The sequence below is a fragment of the Enterococcus sp. 10F3_DIV0382 genome (assembly GCF_002140245.1).
Lineage (GTDB): Bacteria > Bacillota > Bacilli > Lactobacillales > Enterococcaceae > Enterococcus_B > Enterococcus_B lactis.
The window spans coordinates 322,365-338,167 of the sequence record NZ_NGMF01000001.1 but is presented as its reverse complement, the minus strand read 5'-3'; the positions used below and the strand labels follow the sequence as shown (position 1 = coordinate 338,167).

Below are 15,803 nucleotides of genomic sequence, written 5' to 3'. Positions count from 1 at the left end.
TGAGGAAGAACCTCAACACGCTTTCTTACTCAATGAATCCAACATATTTACGTTTCAGCATTAAGCCTTCTAACTGTTTCGCAGTTTCTAAAGCTACACCGATAACGATCAGTAAGCTTGTACCGCCTAATCCGATTGATTGTGGAAGATCCCAAACCATTTGAGCAATGATTGGAAGCAATGCCACTAAACCAAGGAAGACTGCACCAACTGTACTTAAGCGCATCAGTAATCTTGAGACATACTCTTCAGTCCCCTTACCAGGGCGTACGCTTGGTATATAACTTCCTTGCTTTTGCAAGTTTTCCGCTAATTTCTCAGGGTTTACTTGTACAAAGGCGTAGAAGAAAGTGAAGGCAACGATCAGAATCGTATAAATCGTAGCACCAGGTGCTGTATTATAGTTAAAGATCTCCATCATCACTTTATACCAGTTTTCAGAACCGAATCTACCACTCAATGCTTGTAAAACAGCATTTGGCGTAGCAATAAACGAACTAGCAAAGATAACTGGAATAACTCCAGCTGCATTTACTTTCAACGGCAGATAGCTGCTTGTAGGCGCGCCAGCGACGCGTTTCGTATATTGAATCGGGATCTTGCGTTCAGCTTGTTGGAAAAATGTTACGAATGTCACGATCAATAAGACCGCTACTAATAAAATGGCCACAAAAATAGCAGATTTCCATATGTCTGAAGGATCGATATTTATAAAGTAATCTTCATAAATTTCTCTGATACTTTCAGGCAATCTAGAAATGATACCTGCAAAAATGATCATTGATACGCCATTTCCGATACCTTTTTCTGTGATCTGTTCTCCTAGCCAAGTAACAAACATCGTACCGGCTGTTAGAATCAAACCGATCGTTACGTAAGTTGCTACATTAGGATTATTCACGAAACCTAATTGAGCGTATTGATTGAATCCAGCAGTGATACCGACAGATTGGATAAATGCCAATACTAATGTCAGATATCGAGTGGCTTGATTCAATTTTTTACGACCAACTTCCCCTTGTTTCGACCATTCAACAAATCGAGGCACGATGTCCATTTGAAGAAGCTGAATGACGATAGAAGCAGTAATGTATGGTGAAACCCCCATTGAGAAAATGGAGAAGTTTTGCATCGCACTACCACTTACCAAGTTCAACATGTTGAAAAATGGCAAAGAAGAAAGGTTTTGCAATGAAGCAGCATTTACGCCTGGTACAGTGATATGTGCACCTAGGCGAAATACAAACAACACAAATACAGTAAATAGGATTTTCGATCTAATGTCTTTTACTTTAAAAGCATCTTTTAATAGTCTAAACATTAGATCACCTCGATTGATCCACCAGCCGCTTCAATTGCTTCTTGAGCTGCTTTAGAGAATTTTGCTGCTTTCACAGTTAATTTCTTGTTTAGTTCCCCATTAGCTAATACTTTGATTCCAGCTTTTTCGTTTTTCACGATTCCAGCTTCAACTAAAGCAACAGGAGTTACTTCAGCTCCGTCTTCAAAGCGGTTCAATACATCAAGATTGATGACTGCATAGTCTTTACGGTTCACGTTTGTGAATCCTCGTTTTGGTAAACGACGGAACAATGGTGTTTGTCCCCCTTCAAATCCTAAACGCACACCACCGCCTGAACGGGCTTTTTGTCCTTTTTGTCCGCGTCCGGCAGTTTTTCCGTTACCAGATGAAGTACCACGACCAACACGGTTACGTACTTGGCGTGAACCTTCAGCAGGTTTTAATTCATGAAGTTTCATAGGTTTAGCACCTCCTTAATATTCTAGTTCTGATTTTTTTAATTAAACTTCTTCAACGTCCACTAGGTGAGAAACAGTATTGATCATGCCTTTAATTGCTTCATTAGAAGGCTTAACCACTGAACTGTTAATCTTTGTAAGACCTAACGCTTTAACTGTATCGCGTTGGTTTTGAGGACGTCCGATAATACTGCGTTTTAAAGTAACTTTTAATTCAGCCATTATTGTTGTCCTCCTTATCCGATTAATTCTTCAACTGATTTGCCGCGAAGTTCTGCAACTTCTTCTGCACGTTTCAATTGTTTCAAACCTTCAACTGTTGCGCGAACAACGTTGATTGGTGTATTTGAGCCTAAAGATTTAGAAGTGATATCTGCTACCCCAGCTAATTCTAATACGGCACGAACTGGTCCGCCAGCAGCAACCCCAGAACCTTCTACAGCAGGTTTCATTAGGATTCTACCACCACTAAAAGCACCGATTACTTCGTGTGGGATTGTTGAACCAACCATAGGTACTTCAACTAAGTTTTTCTTCGCATCTTCAATTGCTTTACGGATTGCTTCAGGAACTTCTTGAGCTTTACCTGTACCAAATCCTACGTGTCCGTTTTTGTCACCGACAACAACTAAAGCAGCAAAACGTAGACGACGTCCACCTTTAACAACTTTTGTTACACGGTTAATTGCAACAACGCGGTCTTCTAATTCCAAATGTTTTGGATCGATATAAACCATGAATGGTATTCCTCCTTCTTCTAAAATTCTAGTCCATTTTCGCGAGCAGCTTCAGCTAAAGCTTGCACACGGCCATGGTAAAGGTATCCACCACGGTCAAAGACTACTACTTTAATGCCTTTTTCAGCTGCACGTTCAGCAACTAGTTTACCGACAGCTTGTGCTGCTTCTGTTTTTGTTCCACCTGAAATTTCTTTATCCAAGGTAGAGGCACTTGCTAGCGTTACACCCGCTACGTCATCAATAATTTGAGCGTAGATGTTTTTGTTAGAACGAAAAACGTTCAAGCGTGGGCGCTCAGCAGTACCAGAGATATTGTTACGTACACGACGATGTCTCTTTTGACGTGTTTTGTTCTTATCTGGTTTTGTAATCACAATTGTCACCTCTTTATTTTTATTGTACTACTATTTCAAGCAGTAAATACGTTTCGAAAAATAGAAGCTGCGGCACAAGTAAAAATTTATTTTTTTGAAGGTAAACTTCAGCCAAATGCCTTTTTCCTGCTGCTGGCTTCTATGCAATTTTTCTAAACGATTATTTACCAGTTTTACCTTCTTTACGGCGTACATATTCGCCAACATAACGAATACCTTTACCTTTATAAGGTTCTGGAGGACGAGTTCCACGAATATTTGCAGCTAATTCGCCAACTTCTTCTTTGTTCGCACCTTTAACAATTACTTGTGTGTTAGCTGGTACTTCAACAGTTACTCCAGCTGGTGGTGTGATTTCTACTGGATGTGAGTAACCAACGTTCAATACAAGTTTTGATCCTTGTAATTGTGCACGGTACCCAACCCCGATTAGTTCTAACGCTTTATGGAAACCTTCGCTGACACCTACAACCATGTTGTTGAAGTTCGCACGAGTTGTTCCATGAATTGTTTTCATTTCTTTACTGTCGTTTGGACGAGTGAAAGTCACTTCGTTTCCTTCGATATTCATTTTGATATCTGCTGAGAAAGTACGAGTCAATTCACCTTTTGGTCCTTTAACTGTAACGTTGTTTCCTTCTTGAGTAACTGTTACTCCTTCAGGGATAACAACGACTTTATTTCCGATACGGCTCACTTAAAGACACCTCCTTGTAGATTCTACTTGATTACCATACGTAAGCGATAACTTCGCCGCCGATATTTTTTTCACGAGCTTCTTTATCAGTGACAACACCTTCAGAAGTCGAAATGATTGCGATACCTAAACCGTTCAATACTTTTGGTACTTCGTCAGCTTTGACATAAGCACGCAAACCTGGTTTAGAGATACGTTTTAAGTTTGTGATAACACGTTCGCCGTTTTTACCAAATTTTAGGAAAACACGGATCACGCCTTGTTTGTCATCTTCGATGTATTCAACATCACGAACGAAACCTTCACGTTTCAAGATTTCAGCGATGTCACGTTTAATTTTTGATGCAGGTACTTCTAAAGACTCATGTTTAACCATGTTTGCGTTACGGATACGAGTTAGAAAATCTGCAATTGGATCTGTCATGACCATTGATCTTTTACCTCCTTCTTATGCGAATTTACTTTTTACCAGCTAGCTTTCTTCACGCCGGGAATTTGACCTTTATAGGCAAGTTCGCGGAAGCAAATACGGCAAAGATGGAACTTACGATAAACTGAATGTGGACGTCCGCAACGTTCGCAACGAGTATAAGCTTGTGTTGAAAATTTTGCAGGACGTTTGTTTTTAGCAATCATTGATTTTTTAGCCACGTAGTTCGCCTCCTTTAATTATTTTTGGAATGGCATGCCTAATTGTGTCAACAACTCACGAGATTCTTCATCAGAGTTTGCTGTTGTTACAATAACGATGTCCATACCACGTACTTTATCTACTAAATCATAATCTACTTCTGGGAAGATCAATTGTTCTTTAATACCTAAAGTATAGTTTCCACGACCGTCAAAGGCTTTTTTACTTACACCATGGAAGTCACGTACACGTGGTAGTGAAACTGAAACCAATTTGTCTAAGAATTCGTACATTCTTTCTCCGCGCAATGTAACTTTTGCACCAATTGGCATTCCTTCACGTAAACGGAATCCAGCGATTGATTTTTTAGCTTTTGTAATCATTGGTTTTTGACCAGTGATCAAAGTTAATTCTTCAACTGCTTTATCTAAGTTTTTAGCGTTTGATACCGCATCACCAACACCCATGTTGATGACGATTTTTTCAACTTTAGGTGTTTGCATAACAGAGCTATAGTTAAATTTTTCCATCAATGATGGAGTTACTTCTTTAAGATATTTTTCTTTTAGGCGGTTCATTCAGTAAGACCCTCCTTCCTTAAACTTTTATTTATCTAAAACTTCACCGGTTTTTTTAGAAACACGGACTTTTTTGCCGTCTACTTCTTTGTAGCCAACTCGGCCAGCTACACCAGTAGAGTCAACCACCATCACGTTAGAAACATGAATTGGCGCTTCCATCTCAACAATTCCACCTTGAGGAGCAGCTTGAGAAGGTTTTTGGTGTTTTTTAACGACATTTACACCTTCGACAATAACTTTATCTTTTTTCGGGAACGCTGCTAGTACAACGCCTTCTTTGTTTTTGTCTTTTCCAGTGATAACTTTAACTTTATCGCCTTTTTTAACAAACATAACTGTTTCGCACCTCCTTTGATAAGTGTCTCAAGATTATAAAACTTCTGGTGCTAGTGAAACGATCTTCATGAAGTTGTTTTCACGTAGTTCACGTGCAACTGGCCCAAAGATACGTGTTCCACGAGGGCTTTTATCATCACGAATAATCACTGCAGCATTTTCATCAAATTTAATATATGAACCGTCTGTACGACGAGCTCCTGATTTTGTTCGAACGATAACGGCTTTAACGACGTCACCTTTTTTGACAACCCCACCTGGCGTTGCTTGTTTAACCGTAGCAACGATCACATCACCGATGTTAGCAGTTTTACGACCAGATCCACCAAGGACTTTGATCGTCAAAATTTCACGTGCGCCTGAGTTATCAGCGACTTTTAAACGACTTTCTGCTTGGATCACGTTGTGTATCCTCCTTTCAGATTTTGCATTCAATCTATATAGGAAAATCTCGTGTTATTAGATAATAACTGCTTCTTCGACTACTTCCAACAAACGGAAACGTTTTGTAGCTGATAATGGACGAGTTTCCATAATTCTCACGATGTCGCCAACTTTTGCTGTGTTGTTTTCATCATGCACTTTGTATTTCTTAGAATAGTTCATGCGTTTGCCATAGATAGGGTGGTTTTTCTTTGTTTCGACAGCAACGGTAATTGTTTTATCCATTTTGTCTGAAACCACGCGACCTTGATAAACTTTGCGTTGATTTCTTCCTTCAGTCATACGCTTAATGGCCTCCTTCCATAATTACTTAGCTTGTTCACGCAACACAGTTTTGATGCGTGCAATCGATTTACGTACTTCTTTAATACGTGCAGTGTTTTCTAATTGACCTGTTGCTAATTGGAATCTAAGATTAAACAATTCTTCTTTTAATTGTTTTTCTTGATCAAGCATTTCGGCAGTGGTTAATTCTCTGATTTCTTTAACCTTCATTCGATTCACCACCCATTTCCTCACGTTTTACGATCTTAGTTTTCATTGGTAATTTGTGAGAAGCTAGACGTAACGCTTCACGAGCTACTTCTTCAGGAACGCCTGCGATTTCAAACATGATTTTACCACGTTTTACTGGTGCAACCCATCCTTCAGGTGCCCCTTTACCAGAACCCATACGTACCCCAATTGCTTTGGCAGTATAAGATTTGTGAGGGAAAATTTTAATCCATACTTTCCCACCACGTTTCATGTAACGAGTCATTGCGATACGAGCAGCTTCGATTTGGCGGTTTGTGATCCAATGTGAATCAACAGCTTGCAAACCGTATTCACCGAATGCTACTTCTTTTCCGCCTTTAGCTTCCCCGCGCATTTTTCCGCGGAATTCACGACGGTGTTTTACACGTTTAGGTACTAACATGATTATTTCCCTCCTTTCTCAGTGTTTTTTTTAGTTGGAAGAATTTCTCCACGATAGATCCACACTTTAACTCCTAGTTTTCCGTATGTTGTATCTGCTTCTTCCCATGCGTAATCAATGTCCGCACGTAAAGTATGAAGAGGAACAGTTCCCTCTGAGTATCCTTCTGAACGAGCGATATCTGCTCCGTTTAGACGACCAGATACTTGAGTTTTGATACCTTGAGCGCCAGCACGCATTGAGCGTTGGATCGCTTGTTTTTGAGCGCGACGGAAAGCAACACGGTTTTCTAATTGACGTGCGATTCCTTCACCTACTAATTTTGCATCTAGATCTGGTTTTTTGATTTCCACGATGTTGATGTGGATTCTTTTACCAGTTAATTTGTTTAATTCTTTTCTTAGGCTTTCGACTTCAGAACCGCCTTTACCAATAACCATACCTGGTTTAGCTGTGTGAATTGAAATGTTTACGCGACCTGTTGCACGTTCGATTTCAACTGTTGATACAGCAGCATCAGCAAGTTTAGTTGAAATAAATTTACGGATTCTTAAATCTTCGTGTAAGAACTCAGCATACTCTTTTTCAGCATACCATTTAGCATCCCAGTCGCGGATGATGCCTACACGCATTCCAATTGGATGTACTTTTTGACCCACTGATTATCCCTCCTTATTTTTCTGATACGACTACCGTGATATGACTTGTACGTTTGTTGATTGGAGAAGCTGATCCTTTTGCACGAGGACGGAAACGTTTCATTGTAGGTCCTTCGTTAACAAAAGCTTCGGTTACTACCAAGTTTTCAACATCTAAGTCAAAGTTATTTTCTGCATTCGCAACTGCTGACATCAATACTTTTTCAATGATTCCAGCAGATTTGTTTGGTGTGAATTTCAAGATTGAAATTGCATCTGCGACACTTTTACCTCTGATAAGGTCAATTACTAAACGGGCTTTTCGAGGTGAAGTGCGAACTGTTTTTGCAGTTGCTTTAGCTGATGTGATTTGTTCTGCCATTTGGATTTATCCTCCCCTCAAATTAGCGTTTCGTTTTCTTATCGTCAGCAGCATGTCCACGATAAGTTCTTGTAGGTGCAAATTCACCTAATTTGTGTCCTACCATGTCTTCTTGGATGTAAACTGGTACATGTTTACGTCCATCATAAACTGCGATGGTATATCCAACAAAACTTGGGAAAACTGTTGAACGGCGTGACCAAGTTTTGATAACTTTTTTCTTTTCAACCCCTGCTTGAGCTTCAACTTTTTTCATTAAATGCTCATCGACAAAAGGTCCTTTCTTTAAACTACGACTCATGGTGAACCTCCTCTCAAAATGTGCGACACATGGTCAAAGTAATTATTTATTTTTGCGACGACGAACAATAAGTTTGTCTGATTTAGCTTTTTTGTTACGAGTTTTGTAACCAAGAGCTGGTTGACCCCAAGGAGAAACTGGTGCTTTACGTCCAATAGGAGCTTTACCTTCACCACCACCGTGTGGGTGATCATTAGGGTTCATTACGCTACCACGTACAGTTGGGCGTTTACGCATCCAACGAGAGCGTCCAGCTTTACCGATGTTGATTAATTCGTGTTGTTCGTTACCTACAGAACCGATTGTTGCGCGGCATGCAGCTAAGATCATACGAACTTCACCAGAGTTCAAGCGGATCAATACGTATTTGCCTTCTTTACCAAGTACTTGAGCACTTGTACCAGCAGAACGGATCAATTGTCCACCTTTACCAGGTTTCATTTCAATGTTGTGGATAACAGTACCAACTGGAATGTTTTCTAATGGAAGAGCATTTCCGACTTTGATATCTGCTTCTGGACCTGAAACAAGTTTCATACCCACTTCTAGTCCTTTAGGTGCTAAGATGTAAGCTTTCACTCCATCTTCATAGTGTACTAACGCGATGTTAGCTGAACGGTTTGGATCATATTCGATCGTTTGAACAGTTGCAACAACGTTGTCTTTGTTACGTTTGAAGTCGATCACGCGATATTGGCGTTTGTGTCCGCCACCTTGATGACGTACAGTGATGCGGCCGTTGTTGTTACGTCCAGCATGGTTTTTCAATGGTTGTAACAATGATTTTTCAGGTGTTGATGTTGTGATTTCAGCAAAATCAGAACCTGTCATGTTACGACGACCATTTGAGGTAGGTTTGTACTTTTTAATCGCCACGTTTTTCCCTCCTAATTTAATGAGTTATCTATTAGCGCTTATTCAGCAGCTTCGAATAATTGGATTTCTTTTGAATCTTCAGTCAATGTAACGATCGCTTTGCGACGTTTTTTTGTATATCCTGCATATTTGCCCATACGTTTGAATTTCGCACGTACGTTCACGATGTTCACGTTTTTGACTTTAACGTCAAAAGCAGCTTCTACCGCTTGTTTTACTAAAGTTTTGTTTGCGCGAGTGTCCACTTCAAAAGTGTATTTCTTGTCGTCCATGGCAAGCATTGATTTTTCAGTGATCACTGGGCGTTTGATTACGTCTAGTAAGTTCATTATGCAAGCACCTCCTCAATTTGAGTAAGAGCAGTTTGTGTTGCTAACACTTTTGTATTTGATACAACGTCTAGCACACTCACATTATCAGAAGTTACTACAGAAACGTTTGGTAAGTTACGTGCTGATAAAGCAGCAAAGTCGTTACCTTTTTCTAGAACAACCAATACTTTAGAGTCGATAGATAAGTTAGCAAGAACTTGTTTGAATTCTTTTGTTTTTGGTGCGTCGAAGTTCAAGCCTTCGATTGCTACCAAGTTGTTTTCAGCAACTTTTTCTGACAATACAGATTTCATTGCTAAACGACGAACTTTTTTAGGAAGTTTGTAGCTGTAAGAACGTGGTGTTGGTCCAAAGACTACGCCACCTCCACGCCATTGTGGTGAGCGGATAGATCCTTGACGTGCACGACCTGTTCCTTTTTGACGCCATGGTTTACGTCCACCGCCACGAACAGCGCTACGGTTTTTAACCGCGTGTGTTCCTTGTCTTAATGACGCACGTTGCATTACGATTGCATCGTAAACAACACTTTCATTAGGTTCAATTCCGAAGATTTCTTCGTTAAGTGTGATTTCACCGTTTTGGCTTCCATCTTGTTTGAATAATGCTACATTCGGCATTCCTTAGTTCCTCCTTTCTTCCTACAATTATTTAGCTTTCACAGCTGATTTGATAGTGATTAAAGATTTTTTCGCTCCAGGAACATTACCTTTGATCAAGATAACATTTCTTTCTGCATCTACACGTACAACTTCCAAGTTTTGGATAGTTACGCGGTTGCCACCCATACGGCCAGCAAGACGTTTGTTTTTGAATACACGGTTAGGTGCAACTGGACCCATTGACCCAGGACGACGATGGTAACGAGAACCGTGAGCCATTGGTCCGCGGCTTTGTCCATGGCGTTTGATAACCCCTTGGAATCCTTTACCTTTCGTAGTACCTGTTACATCAATAATGTCTCCTGCTTGGAAAACATCTACTGTAATTTCTTTTCCTACTTCATATTCTCCTAGCTCAACATTTTTGAATTCACGAATGAAGCGCTTAGGAGCCGTGTTTGCTTTTGCAACATGACCTTTCGCAGGTTTGTTTGATAAAACTTCACGCATATCTTGGTAACCAACTTGAATAGCTTCGTAGCCATCCGTTTCCATTGTTTTCACTTGTAGTACTACGTTTGGCGTAGCTTCTACAACAGTAACTGGAATTAATTCACCAGATTCAGTGAAGATTTGTGTCATTCCCACTTTTTTCCCTAAGATTCCTTTGGTCATGAGTACACCTCCATTATTTTTGTTTTAGTTTTATAATTTGATTTCGATGTTTACACCAGATGGTAAGTCTAGCTTCATCAAAGCATCAACAGTTTTTGGTGTTGGGTTCACAATGTCGATAAGACGTTTGTGTGTACGCATTTCGAATTGTTCGCGTGAATCTTTGTATTTATGAGTCGCACGAATGATTGTGTAAAGACTGCGTTCAGTTGGTAATGGAATTGGACCAGACACGCTAGCTCCAGTTCTTTTTGCAGTTTCCACGATTTTATCCGCTGATTGATCTAAAATACGGTGTTCATACGCTTTTAAACGGATACGAATTTTTTGTTTTGCCATCTTGTTCCCTCCTTCGCCTATTTTGAAAAGTAGACATAGCTCCACGAAAATTTCCGTCACGCTCGTTCGTGGCAAAGCGTCCGGGCGTGTCGCAACCTCTCGTTTCTTAGCCGACGAAATCAATCTGATTACGTCTGTGCAATTCACTAAAGTAAACGCACCTTTGTCATTATAATATATATAAACTCACAACGCAAGGCTTTTTCTTGTAAAAAACATTTTGTTTTCATAAAGTTTCATTTAGAAAATACTGACTCTTTTATTTCGTGTTTCTTCTATTATAATGCTCCTGTCTTTTTCCCTGATCCTACAATAAATAAAAAAGCTCGGAACAAAGATCCTGAGATCTTCATTCCAAGCGATTACGTCCGAATAAATGTTGCTTAGTTTTGCTTAAATCAATTAAGCTTTGATTTCTGTAACGACACCGGCACCAACTGTACGTCCGCCTTCACGGATTGAGAATTTAGTACCGTTTTCGATAGCGATTGGGTGGATTAATTCAACTTCCATTGTTACGTTGTCGCCAGGCATAACCATTTCAGTTCCTTCTGGTAATTCAACAACACCTGTTACGTCAGTTGTACGGAAGTAGAATTGTGGACGGTAGTTAGTGAAGAATGGAGTGTGACGTCCACCTTCTTCTTTTGTCAACACGTATACTTCTGCAGAGAATTTTGTATGAGGTGTGATTGTACCTGGTTTAGCTAAAACTTGTCCACGTTGGATGTCTTCACGTGCAACACCACGTAGTAAAGCACCAATGTTGTCTCCAGCTTCAGCGTAGTCTAACAATTTACGGAACATTTCAACACCAGTAACTGTTGTTTTTGAAGTTTCTTCAGCAATACCGACAACTTCAACTTCGTCACCAACGCGAACTTGTCCACGTTCCACACGACCTGTAGCAACAGTACCACGTCCAGTGATTGAGAACACGTCTTCAACTGGCATCATGAATGGTTTGTCGTTGTCACGTTCTGGAGTTGGGATGTATTCGTCAACTGCAGCCATCAATTCAAGAATTTTTTCTTCGTATGAAGCGTCGCCTTCTAGAGCTTTCAAAGCTGAACCAGCAACTACAGGAACATCGTCACCAGGGAATTCGTATTCTGTTAATAGGTCACGAACTTCCATTTCAACTAATTCTAGTAATTCTTCGTCATCAACCATGTCTACTTTGTTCAAGAATACAACGATGTAAGGAACACCAACTTGACGAGACAATAGGATGTGTTCACGAGTTTGAGGCATTGGGCCGTCAGCAGCAGAAACTACCAAGATAGCTCCGTCCATTTGAGCAGCACCAGTGATCATGTTTTTAACGTAGTCCGCGTGTCCTGGGCAGTCAACGTGAGCGTAGTGGCGTGTATCTGTTTCATACTCAACGTGAGCTGTTGAGATTGTGATTCCGCGTTCGCGTTCTTCTGGAGCACCATCGATTTGATCGTAAGCCATAGCTTGGCCGCCGTTTTTCTTAGATAGTACAGTTGTGATTGCAGCTGTTAATGTAGTTTTACCATGGTCAACGTGTCCGATAGTACCAATGTTAACGTGTGGTTTAGAACGGTCAAATTTTTCTTTTGCCATTTTAAAATGTCCTCCTAAAAATACAATATATTTTTTATTTGTCTGATAGGTATATGATGTACACTAGGTACATCACATGCCCATATCATCGATAATTATTTTACACGAAACTATATTAAAAATATAGTCTCTTTGGATAATCTCTTTGCAGGACTATCCGGTTTTAAGAAATTATTCAGCTTTTCCGCCGTTTTTCTTAATGATTTCTTCTTGTACTGATTTTGGTACATCTTCGTAGTGGTCAAATGTCATTGTAAATGTACCACGACCTTGAGTAGCAGAACGAAGAGTTGTAGCATAACCAAACATTTCAGCAAGTGGAACCATCGCACGAACAACTTGTTGGCCGCCAGCGCGAGCTTCCATACCTTCAACACGTCCACGACGAGCAGTTACGTGACCCATAACATCACCTAAGTAATCTTCAGGGATAACAACTTCTACAGCCATGATTGGTTCAAGGATTACTGGATTAGCTTTCTTAGCTGCTGCACGTAATGCCATAGAAGCAGCAACACGGAAGGCAGTTTCATTTGAATCGACATCATGGTATGAACCATCGTAAAGTTTAGCTTTGATATCTACTAATGGATAGCCAGCTAAGACACCATTTTCCATAGCATCTTTCAAACCAGTTTCAACAGCTGGAATGTATTCACGAGGAACAACCCCACCGACGATCGCATTTTCAAATTCGAAACCAGCACCTTCTTCGTTTGGTGTAAATTCGATCCATACGTGACCGTATTGACCTTTACCACCAGACTGACGTACAAACTTACCTTCGGCTTGAGTGCCGGCACGGAAAGTTTCACGGTAAGATACTTGAGGCGCACCTACGTTAGCTTCAACTTTGAATTCACGACGCATACGGTCAACGATGATATCTAAGTGAAGTTCACCCATACCAGCGATGATTGTTTCGCCTGTTTCCACGTTTGTTTCAGCACGGAAAGTAGGATCTTCTTCAGATAGTTTTTGTAAAGCCACACCCATTTTATCTTGGTCAGCTTTTGATTTAGGTTCAATAGCGACTTGGATAACTGGTTCTGGGAATTCCATTGATTCAAGAATAACTAGATTCTTTTCATCACACAGTGTGTCCCCAGTAGTTGTGTCTTTCAAACCAACAGCAGCAGCGATATCTCCAGCGTAAACTTCAGAGATTTCTGAACGAGAGTTGGCATGCATCTGTAGGATACGACCAACACGTTCGCGTTTGCCTTTTGTTGCGTTTTGTACGTATGAACCTGATTTTAAAACACCAGAGTACACACGGAAGAAAGTTAAACGACCTACGAATGGGTCAGTCATAACTTTAAATGCTAAAGCTGAGAAAGGAGCGCTGTCGTCTGCAGGACGTTCTACTTCTTCATCAGTTTTAGGGTCAATCCCTTTGATTGCTGGGATATCTAACGGTGATGGCAAGTAATCAAGAACAGCGTCCAATAGTAATTGAACCCCTTTGTTCTTAAATGCTGAGCCACATAGTACTGGGTAGAATTCTACGTTAACTGTTGCGCGGCGGATACCTTCTTTTAACTCAGCTTCAGTGATTTCTTCACCTTCTAAGTATTTCAAAGTAAGTTCTTCATCAGTTTCAGCTACAGCTTCAACCAATTTTTCGCGCCATTCTTCAGCTAATTCGCGGTATTCTTCAGGAATTTCTGTTTCTTCAATCTCTGTTCCAAGATCGTTTGTATACATTTCAGCCTTCATTGTTACAAGGTCGATAATTCCTGTGAAGTCGTCTTCCGCACCAATTGGTAATTGGATTGGGTGAGCGTTTGCTTGCAAACGGTCATGTAAAGTTGATACTGAATATAAGAAGTCAGCACCAATCTTGTCCATTTTGTTTGCAAATACGATACGAGGTACACCGTAAGTTGTTGCTTGACGCCAAACTGTTTCAGTTTGAGGTTCAACACCTGATTGTGCATCAAGAACAGTTACAGCACCATCAAGTACACGCAAGGAACGTTCAACTTCAACTGTGAAGTCTACGTGTCCTGGTGTGTCGATGATGTTGATTCGATGACCCTTCCATTGTGCTGTAGTAGCAGCAGAAGTGATCGTAATACCACGTTCTTGTTCTTGTTCCATCCAGTCCATTTGTGAAGCTCCTTCATGAGTTTCACCAATTTTATGGATTTTACCAGTATAGTACAAGATACGTTCAGTAGCAGTCGTTTTACCAGCATCAATGTGGGCCATGATACCGATATTACGAGTGTTTTGTAAAGAAAATTCTCTGGTCATTCTCCTTGTTTCTCCTCTCTTTACTATCTAGTTGCTAAAAATAAGGACACTATCTGAGGTCGACTTATAAAAGCCGACCAAACAGAGAGAATCTTACCAGCGATAGTGAGCAAACGCGCGGTTGGCATCAGCCATTTTATGAGTGTCTTCACGTTTTTTAACAGAAGCACCTGTGTTGTTTGCAGCATCCATGATTTCTTTTGCTAAGCGTTCTTCCATTGTGTGTTCACCGCGCAAGCGAGCGTAGTTTACTACCCAACGAAGACCTAGAGTAACGCGGCGTTCAGGGCGAACTTCAACTGGTACTTGGTAGTTTGAACCCCCAACACGACGTGCTTTAACTTCAAGAACAGGTTGAACGTTTTTCATTGCTTGTTCAAACACTTCTAATGGATCGTTACCTGTAGATTCTTTGATCAAATCAAAGGCATTATAGATAATGTTAGCTGCAATCCCGCGTTTTCCGTCAACCATTACACGGTTGATCAAGCGAGTTACTAATTTTGAGTTATAAATAGGATCTGGTAAAACATCACGTTTTGCAACAGGACCTTTACGTGGCATCCGTAACTCCTCCTTCCGAAATATTGTTCATAGTAATTACTTCTATATAATAGAAGCAAGTTTCATTTGTTTAATAATTAAAATTAAGCTTTAGGTTTTTTAGTTCCGTATTTAGAACGGCTTTGTTTACGGTCGTTAACACCAGCAGTATCTAAAGCACCGCGAACGATATGGTAACGTACCCCTGGTAAGTCTTTTACACGACCACCGCGTAATAATACAACACTGTGTTCTTGTAAGTTATGACCAATCCCTGGGATATAAGCAGTAACTTCAATTAAGTTTGACAAACGAACACGTGCATATTTACGTAAAGCTGAGTTCGGTTTTTTAGGTGTCATTGTACCCACACGAGTTGCTACCCCACGTTTTTGAGGTGAGTTTACGTTAGTTTGAGTTTTCTTAAAGCTGTTATATCCTTTGTTCAAAGCAGGTGAATTAGATTTTTCCACCTTTGATTTACGAGGTTTACGTACTAATTGGTTAATTGTAGGCATTCCTTGTTTCCTCCTTCCCACGATTTGCGTCTAGTTCCACACATCCAGGTGGTTCTTTTTTTGCGATAAAAAATAAATGCAATGTCTGCATCCTTATCAAATATGCTTTGATAAACAGTCAGCACGTTTCTTCACAGAAACCTGTAGATAAAGCACCTTTGTTAGAATATCATGAATGAAAAAGCATGTCAACAAGAGACGGAAATTTTTTTGAAAAAGCTTTATTGGAATAAAAAAGAATGGTATCTTTTTGCCGTAAATCACG

Annotated in this window: 26 protein-coding genes; all 26 read right to left on the bottom strand. The window is 40.3% G+C overall.

Annotation, left to right across the window (positions count from 1 at the left end):
- Positions 1-25: 25 nt before the first annotated feature.
- Positions 26-1,321: a preprotein translocase subunit SecY gene (secY, locus tag A5849_RS01695; RefSeq protein WP_002288688.1), complete on the bottom strand. Its 1,296-nt coding sequence runs from the start codon at positions 1,319-1,321 to the stop codon at positions 26-28.
- Complete coding sequence (gene rplO, locus A5849_RS01690; RefSeq protein ID WP_002288687.1) at positions 1,321-1,761, bottom strand: 50S ribosomal protein L15; 441 nt, start codon at positions 1,759-1,761, stop codon at positions 1,321-1,323. The genes secY and rplO overlap by 1 nt, the downstream gene beginning before the upstream one ends.
- 42 nt (positions 1,762-1,803) lie before the next feature.
- Positions 1,804-1,983: a 50S ribosomal protein L30 gene (gene rpmD, locus A5849_RS01685; protein WP_002290455.1), complete on the bottom strand. Its 180-nt coding sequence runs from the start codon at positions 1,981-1,983 to the stop codon at positions 1,804-1,806.
- A gap of 14 nt (positions 1,984-1,997) precedes the next feature.
- Positions 1,998-2,498, bottom strand: coding sequence for a 30S ribosomal protein S5 (gene rpsE, locus A5849_RS01680; RefSeq protein ID WP_002288681.1), 501 nt, complete (start codon positions 2,496-2,498; stop codon positions 1,998-2,000).
- A gap of 20 nt (positions 2,499-2,518) precedes the next feature.
- Positions 2,519-2,875 (bottom strand): 50S ribosomal protein L18, encoded by a 357-nt coding sequence (rplR, locus tag A5849_RS01675; protein WP_002288679.1) that lies wholly within the window; start codon positions 2,873-2,875, stop codon positions 2,519-2,521.
- A gap of 160 nt (positions 2,876-3,035) precedes the next feature.
- A complete protein-coding gene (gene rplF, locus A5849_RS01670) occupies positions 3,036-3,572 on the bottom strand; it encodes a 50S ribosomal protein L6 (RefSeq protein WP_086309918.1) in 537 nt (178 codons plus the stop codon).
- A gap of 31 nt (positions 3,573-3,603) precedes the next feature.
- On the bottom strand, positions 3,604-4,002 hold the full coding sequence (gene rpsH / locus A5849_RS01665) for a 30S ribosomal protein S8 (protein WP_002288675.1): 399 nt from the start codon (positions 4,000-4,002) through the stop codon (positions 3,604-3,606).
- A gap of 35 nt (positions 4,003-4,037) precedes the next feature.
- Positions 4,038-4,223 (bottom strand): type Z 30S ribosomal protein S14, encoded by a 186-nt coding sequence (locus A5849_RS01660; protein WP_002288673.1) that lies wholly within the window; start codon positions 4,221-4,223, stop codon positions 4,038-4,040.
- Positions 4,224-4,241: 18 nt separating this feature from the next.
- Entirely contained in the window at positions 4,242-4,781 is a 540-nt protein-coding gene (rplE, locus tag A5849_RS01655; protein ID WP_002288671.1) for a 50S ribosomal protein L5, read from the bottom strand.
- 27 nt (positions 4,782-4,808) lie between these two features.
- Complete coding sequence (rplX, locus tag A5849_RS01650) at positions 4,809-5,117, bottom strand: 50S ribosomal protein L24 (protein WP_002288670.1); 309 nt, start codon at positions 5,115-5,117, stop codon at positions 4,809-4,811.
- A gap of 36 nt (positions 5,118-5,153) precedes the next feature.
- Complete coding sequence (gene rplN / locus A5849_RS01645; protein ID WP_002288669.1) at positions 5,154-5,522, bottom strand: 50S ribosomal protein L14; 369 nt, start codon at positions 5,520-5,522, stop codon at positions 5,154-5,156.
- Positions 5,523-5,579: 57 nt separating this feature from the next.
- Positions 5,580-5,846, bottom strand: coding sequence for a 30S ribosomal protein S17 (gene rpsQ / locus A5849_RS01640; protein WP_002288668.1), 267 nt, complete (start codon positions 5,844-5,846; stop codon positions 5,580-5,582).
- A gap of 24 nt (positions 5,847-5,870) precedes the next feature.
- Positions 5,871-6,059, bottom strand: coding sequence for a 50S ribosomal protein L29 (gene rpmC, locus A5849_RS01635; protein ID WP_002288664.1), 189 nt, complete (start codon positions 6,057-6,059; stop codon positions 5,871-5,873).
- A complete protein-coding gene (rplP, locus tag A5849_RS01630) occupies positions 6,049-6,483 on the bottom strand; it encodes a 50S ribosomal protein L16 (protein WP_002288661.1) in 435 nt (144 codons plus the stop codon). Before rplP ends, rpmC begins: the two co-directional genes overlap by 11 nt.
- Positions 6,484-6,485: 2 nt before the next feature.
- Positions 6,486-7,142 carry a 30S ribosomal protein S3 gene (gene rpsC / locus A5849_RS01625; RefSeq protein ID WP_002288659.1) on the bottom strand — a complete coding sequence of 219 codons (657 nt, stop codon included), beginning with the start codon at positions 7,140-7,142 and terminating at the stop codon, positions 6,486-6,488.
- A 13-nt stretch (positions 7,143-7,155) separates the two neighbouring features.
- Positions 7,156-7,503 (bottom strand): 50S ribosomal protein L22, encoded by a 348-nt coding sequence (rplV, locus tag A5849_RS01620; RefSeq protein WP_002290452.1) that lies wholly within the window; start codon positions 7,501-7,503, stop codon positions 7,156-7,158.
- Positions 7,504-7,525: 22 nt separating this feature from the next.
- The gene (gene rpsS / locus A5849_RS01615; protein WP_086309917.1) at positions 7,526-7,804 is read right to left on the bottom strand and encodes a 30S ribosomal protein S19; all 279 of its coding nucleotides are present in this window, start codon (positions 7,802-7,804) and stop codon (positions 7,526-7,528) included.
- Positions 7,805-7,846: 42 nt separating this feature from the next.
- Positions 7,847-8,680 carry a 50S ribosomal protein L2 gene (gene rplB, locus A5849_RS01610; protein ID WP_002290451.1) on the bottom strand — a complete coding sequence of 278 codons (834 nt, stop codon included), beginning with the start codon at positions 8,678-8,680 and terminating at the stop codon, positions 7,847-7,849.
- 38 nt (positions 8,681-8,718) lie between these two features.
- Positions 8,719-9,009 (bottom strand): 50S ribosomal protein L23, encoded by a 291-nt coding sequence (rplW, locus tag A5849_RS01605; protein WP_002290449.1) that lies wholly within the window; start codon positions 9,007-9,009, stop codon positions 8,719-8,721.
- Entirely contained in the window at positions 9,009-9,632 is a 624-nt protein-coding gene (rplD, locus tag A5849_RS01600) for a 50S ribosomal protein L4 (protein WP_002290446.1), read from the bottom strand. The genes rplW and rplD overlap by 1 nt, the downstream gene beginning before the upstream one ends.
- A gap of 27 nt (positions 9,633-9,659) precedes the next feature.
- On the bottom strand, positions 9,660-10,289 hold the full coding sequence (gene rplC, locus A5849_RS01595) for a 50S ribosomal protein L3 (RefSeq protein ID WP_002290445.1): 630 nt from the start codon (positions 10,287-10,289) through the stop codon (positions 9,660-9,662).
- Between the two features lie 30 nt (positions 10,290-10,319).
- Positions 10,320-10,628, bottom strand: a complete 309-nt coding sequence (gene rpsJ, locus A5849_RS01590; protein ID WP_002290443.1) for a 30S ribosomal protein S10 — start codon at positions 10,626-10,628, stop codon at positions 10,320-10,322.
- A gap of 402 nt (positions 10,629-11,030) precedes the next feature.
- Positions 11,031-12,218: an elongation factor Tu gene (gene tuf, locus A5849_RS01585; protein ID WP_002290442.1), complete on the bottom strand. Its 1,188-nt coding sequence runs from the start codon at positions 12,216-12,218 to the stop codon at positions 11,031-11,033.
- 171 nt (positions 12,219-12,389) lie between these two features.
- A complete protein-coding gene (gene fusA / locus A5849_RS01580; RefSeq protein WP_002309841.1) occupies positions 12,390-14,477 on the bottom strand; it encodes an elongation factor G in 2,088 nt (695 codons plus the stop codon).
- A gap of 93 nt (positions 14,478-14,570) precedes the next feature.
- The gene (gene rpsG / locus A5849_RS01575) at positions 14,571-15,041 is read right to left on the bottom strand and encodes a 30S ribosomal protein S7 (RefSeq protein WP_002290440.1); all 471 of its coding nucleotides are present in this window, start codon (positions 15,039-15,041) and stop codon (positions 14,571-14,573) included.
- A gap of 83 nt (positions 15,042-15,124) precedes the next feature.
- Complete coding sequence (rpsL, locus tag A5849_RS01570; protein ID WP_002294318.1) at positions 15,125-15,538, bottom strand: 30S ribosomal protein S12; 414 nt, start codon at positions 15,536-15,538, stop codon at positions 15,125-15,127.
- Positions 15,539-15,803: the final 265 nt, after the last annotated feature.

Excerpts from the sequence above, each read along its gene's own strand:
- tuf (WP_002290442.1), bottom strand. The coding sequence starts at position 12,218 with ATGGCAAAAGAAAAATTTGACCGTTCTAAACCACACGTTAACATTGGT.
- rpsG (WP_002290440.1), bottom strand. The coding sequence starts at position 15,041 with ATGCCACGTAAAGGTCCTGTTGCAAAACGTGATGTTTTACCAGATCCT.
- rpsJ (WP_002290443.1), bottom strand. The coding sequence starts at position 10,628 with ATGGCAAAACAAAAAATTCGTATCCGTTTAAAAGCGTATGAACACCGT.
- secY (WP_002288688.1), bottom strand. The coding sequence starts at position 1,321 with ATGTTTAGACTATTAAAAGATGCTTTTAAAGTAAAAGACATTAGATCG.
- rpsL (WP_002294318.1), bottom strand. The coding sequence starts at position 15,538 with ATGCCTACAATTAACCAATTAGTACGTAAACCTCGTAAATCAAAGGTG.
- rplC (WP_002290445.1), bottom strand. The coding sequence starts at position 10,289 with ATGACCAAAGGAATCTTAGGGAAAAAAGTGGGAATGACACAAATCTTC.
- rpmC (WP_002288664.1), bottom strand. The coding sequence starts at position 6,059 with ATGAAGGTTAAAGAAATCAGAGAATTAACCACTGCCGAAATGCTTGAT.
- rpsH (WP_002288675.1), bottom strand. The coding sequence starts at position 4,002 with ATGGTCATGACAGATCCAATTGCAGATTTTCTAACTCGTATCCGTAAC.
- rplP (WP_002288661.1), bottom strand. The coding sequence starts at position 6,483 with ATGTTAGTACCTAAACGTGTAAAACACCGTCGTGAATTCCGCGGAAAA.
- rplV (WP_002290452.1), bottom strand. The coding sequence starts at position 7,503 with ATGGCAGAACAAATCACATCAGCTAAAGCAACTGCAAAAACAGTTCGC.
- rplD (WP_002290446.1), bottom strand. The coding sequence starts at position 9,632 with ATGCCGAATGTAGCATTATTCAAACAAGATGGAAGCCAAAACGGTGAA.
- rplW (WP_002290449.1), bottom strand. The coding sequence starts at position 9,009 with ATGAACTTACTAGACGTAATCAAACGCCCAGTGATCACTGAAAAATCA.
- rpsS (WP_086309917.1), bottom strand. The coding sequence starts at position 7,804 with ATGAGTCGTAGTTTAAAGAAAGGACCTTTTGTCGATGAGCATTTAATG.
- fusA (WP_002309841.1), bottom strand. The coding sequence starts at position 14,477 with ATGACCAGAGAATTTTCTTTACAAAACACTCGTAATATCGGTATCATG.
- rpmD (WP_002290455.1), bottom strand. The coding sequence starts at position 1,983 with ATGGCTGAATTAAAAGTTACTTTAAAACGCAGTATTATCGGACGTCCT.
- rpsQ (WP_002288668.1), bottom strand. The coding sequence starts at position 5,846 with ATGACTGAAGGAAGAAATCAACGCAAAGTTTATCAAGGTCGCGTGGTT.
- rplX (WP_002288670.1), bottom strand. The coding sequence starts at position 5,117 with ATGTTTGTTAAAAAAGGCGATAAAGTTAAAGTTATCACTGGAAAAGAC.
- rplO (WP_002288687.1), bottom strand. The coding sequence starts at position 1,761 with ATGAAACTTCATGAATTAAAACCTGCTGAAGGTTCACGCCAAGTACGT.
- rplE (WP_002288671.1), bottom strand. The coding sequence starts at position 4,781 with ATGAACCGCCTAAAAGAAAAATATCTTAAAGAAGTAACTCCATCATTG.
- rpsE (WP_002288681.1), bottom strand. The coding sequence starts at position 2,498 with ATGGTTTATATCGATCCAAAACATTTGGAATTAGAAGACCGCGTTGTT.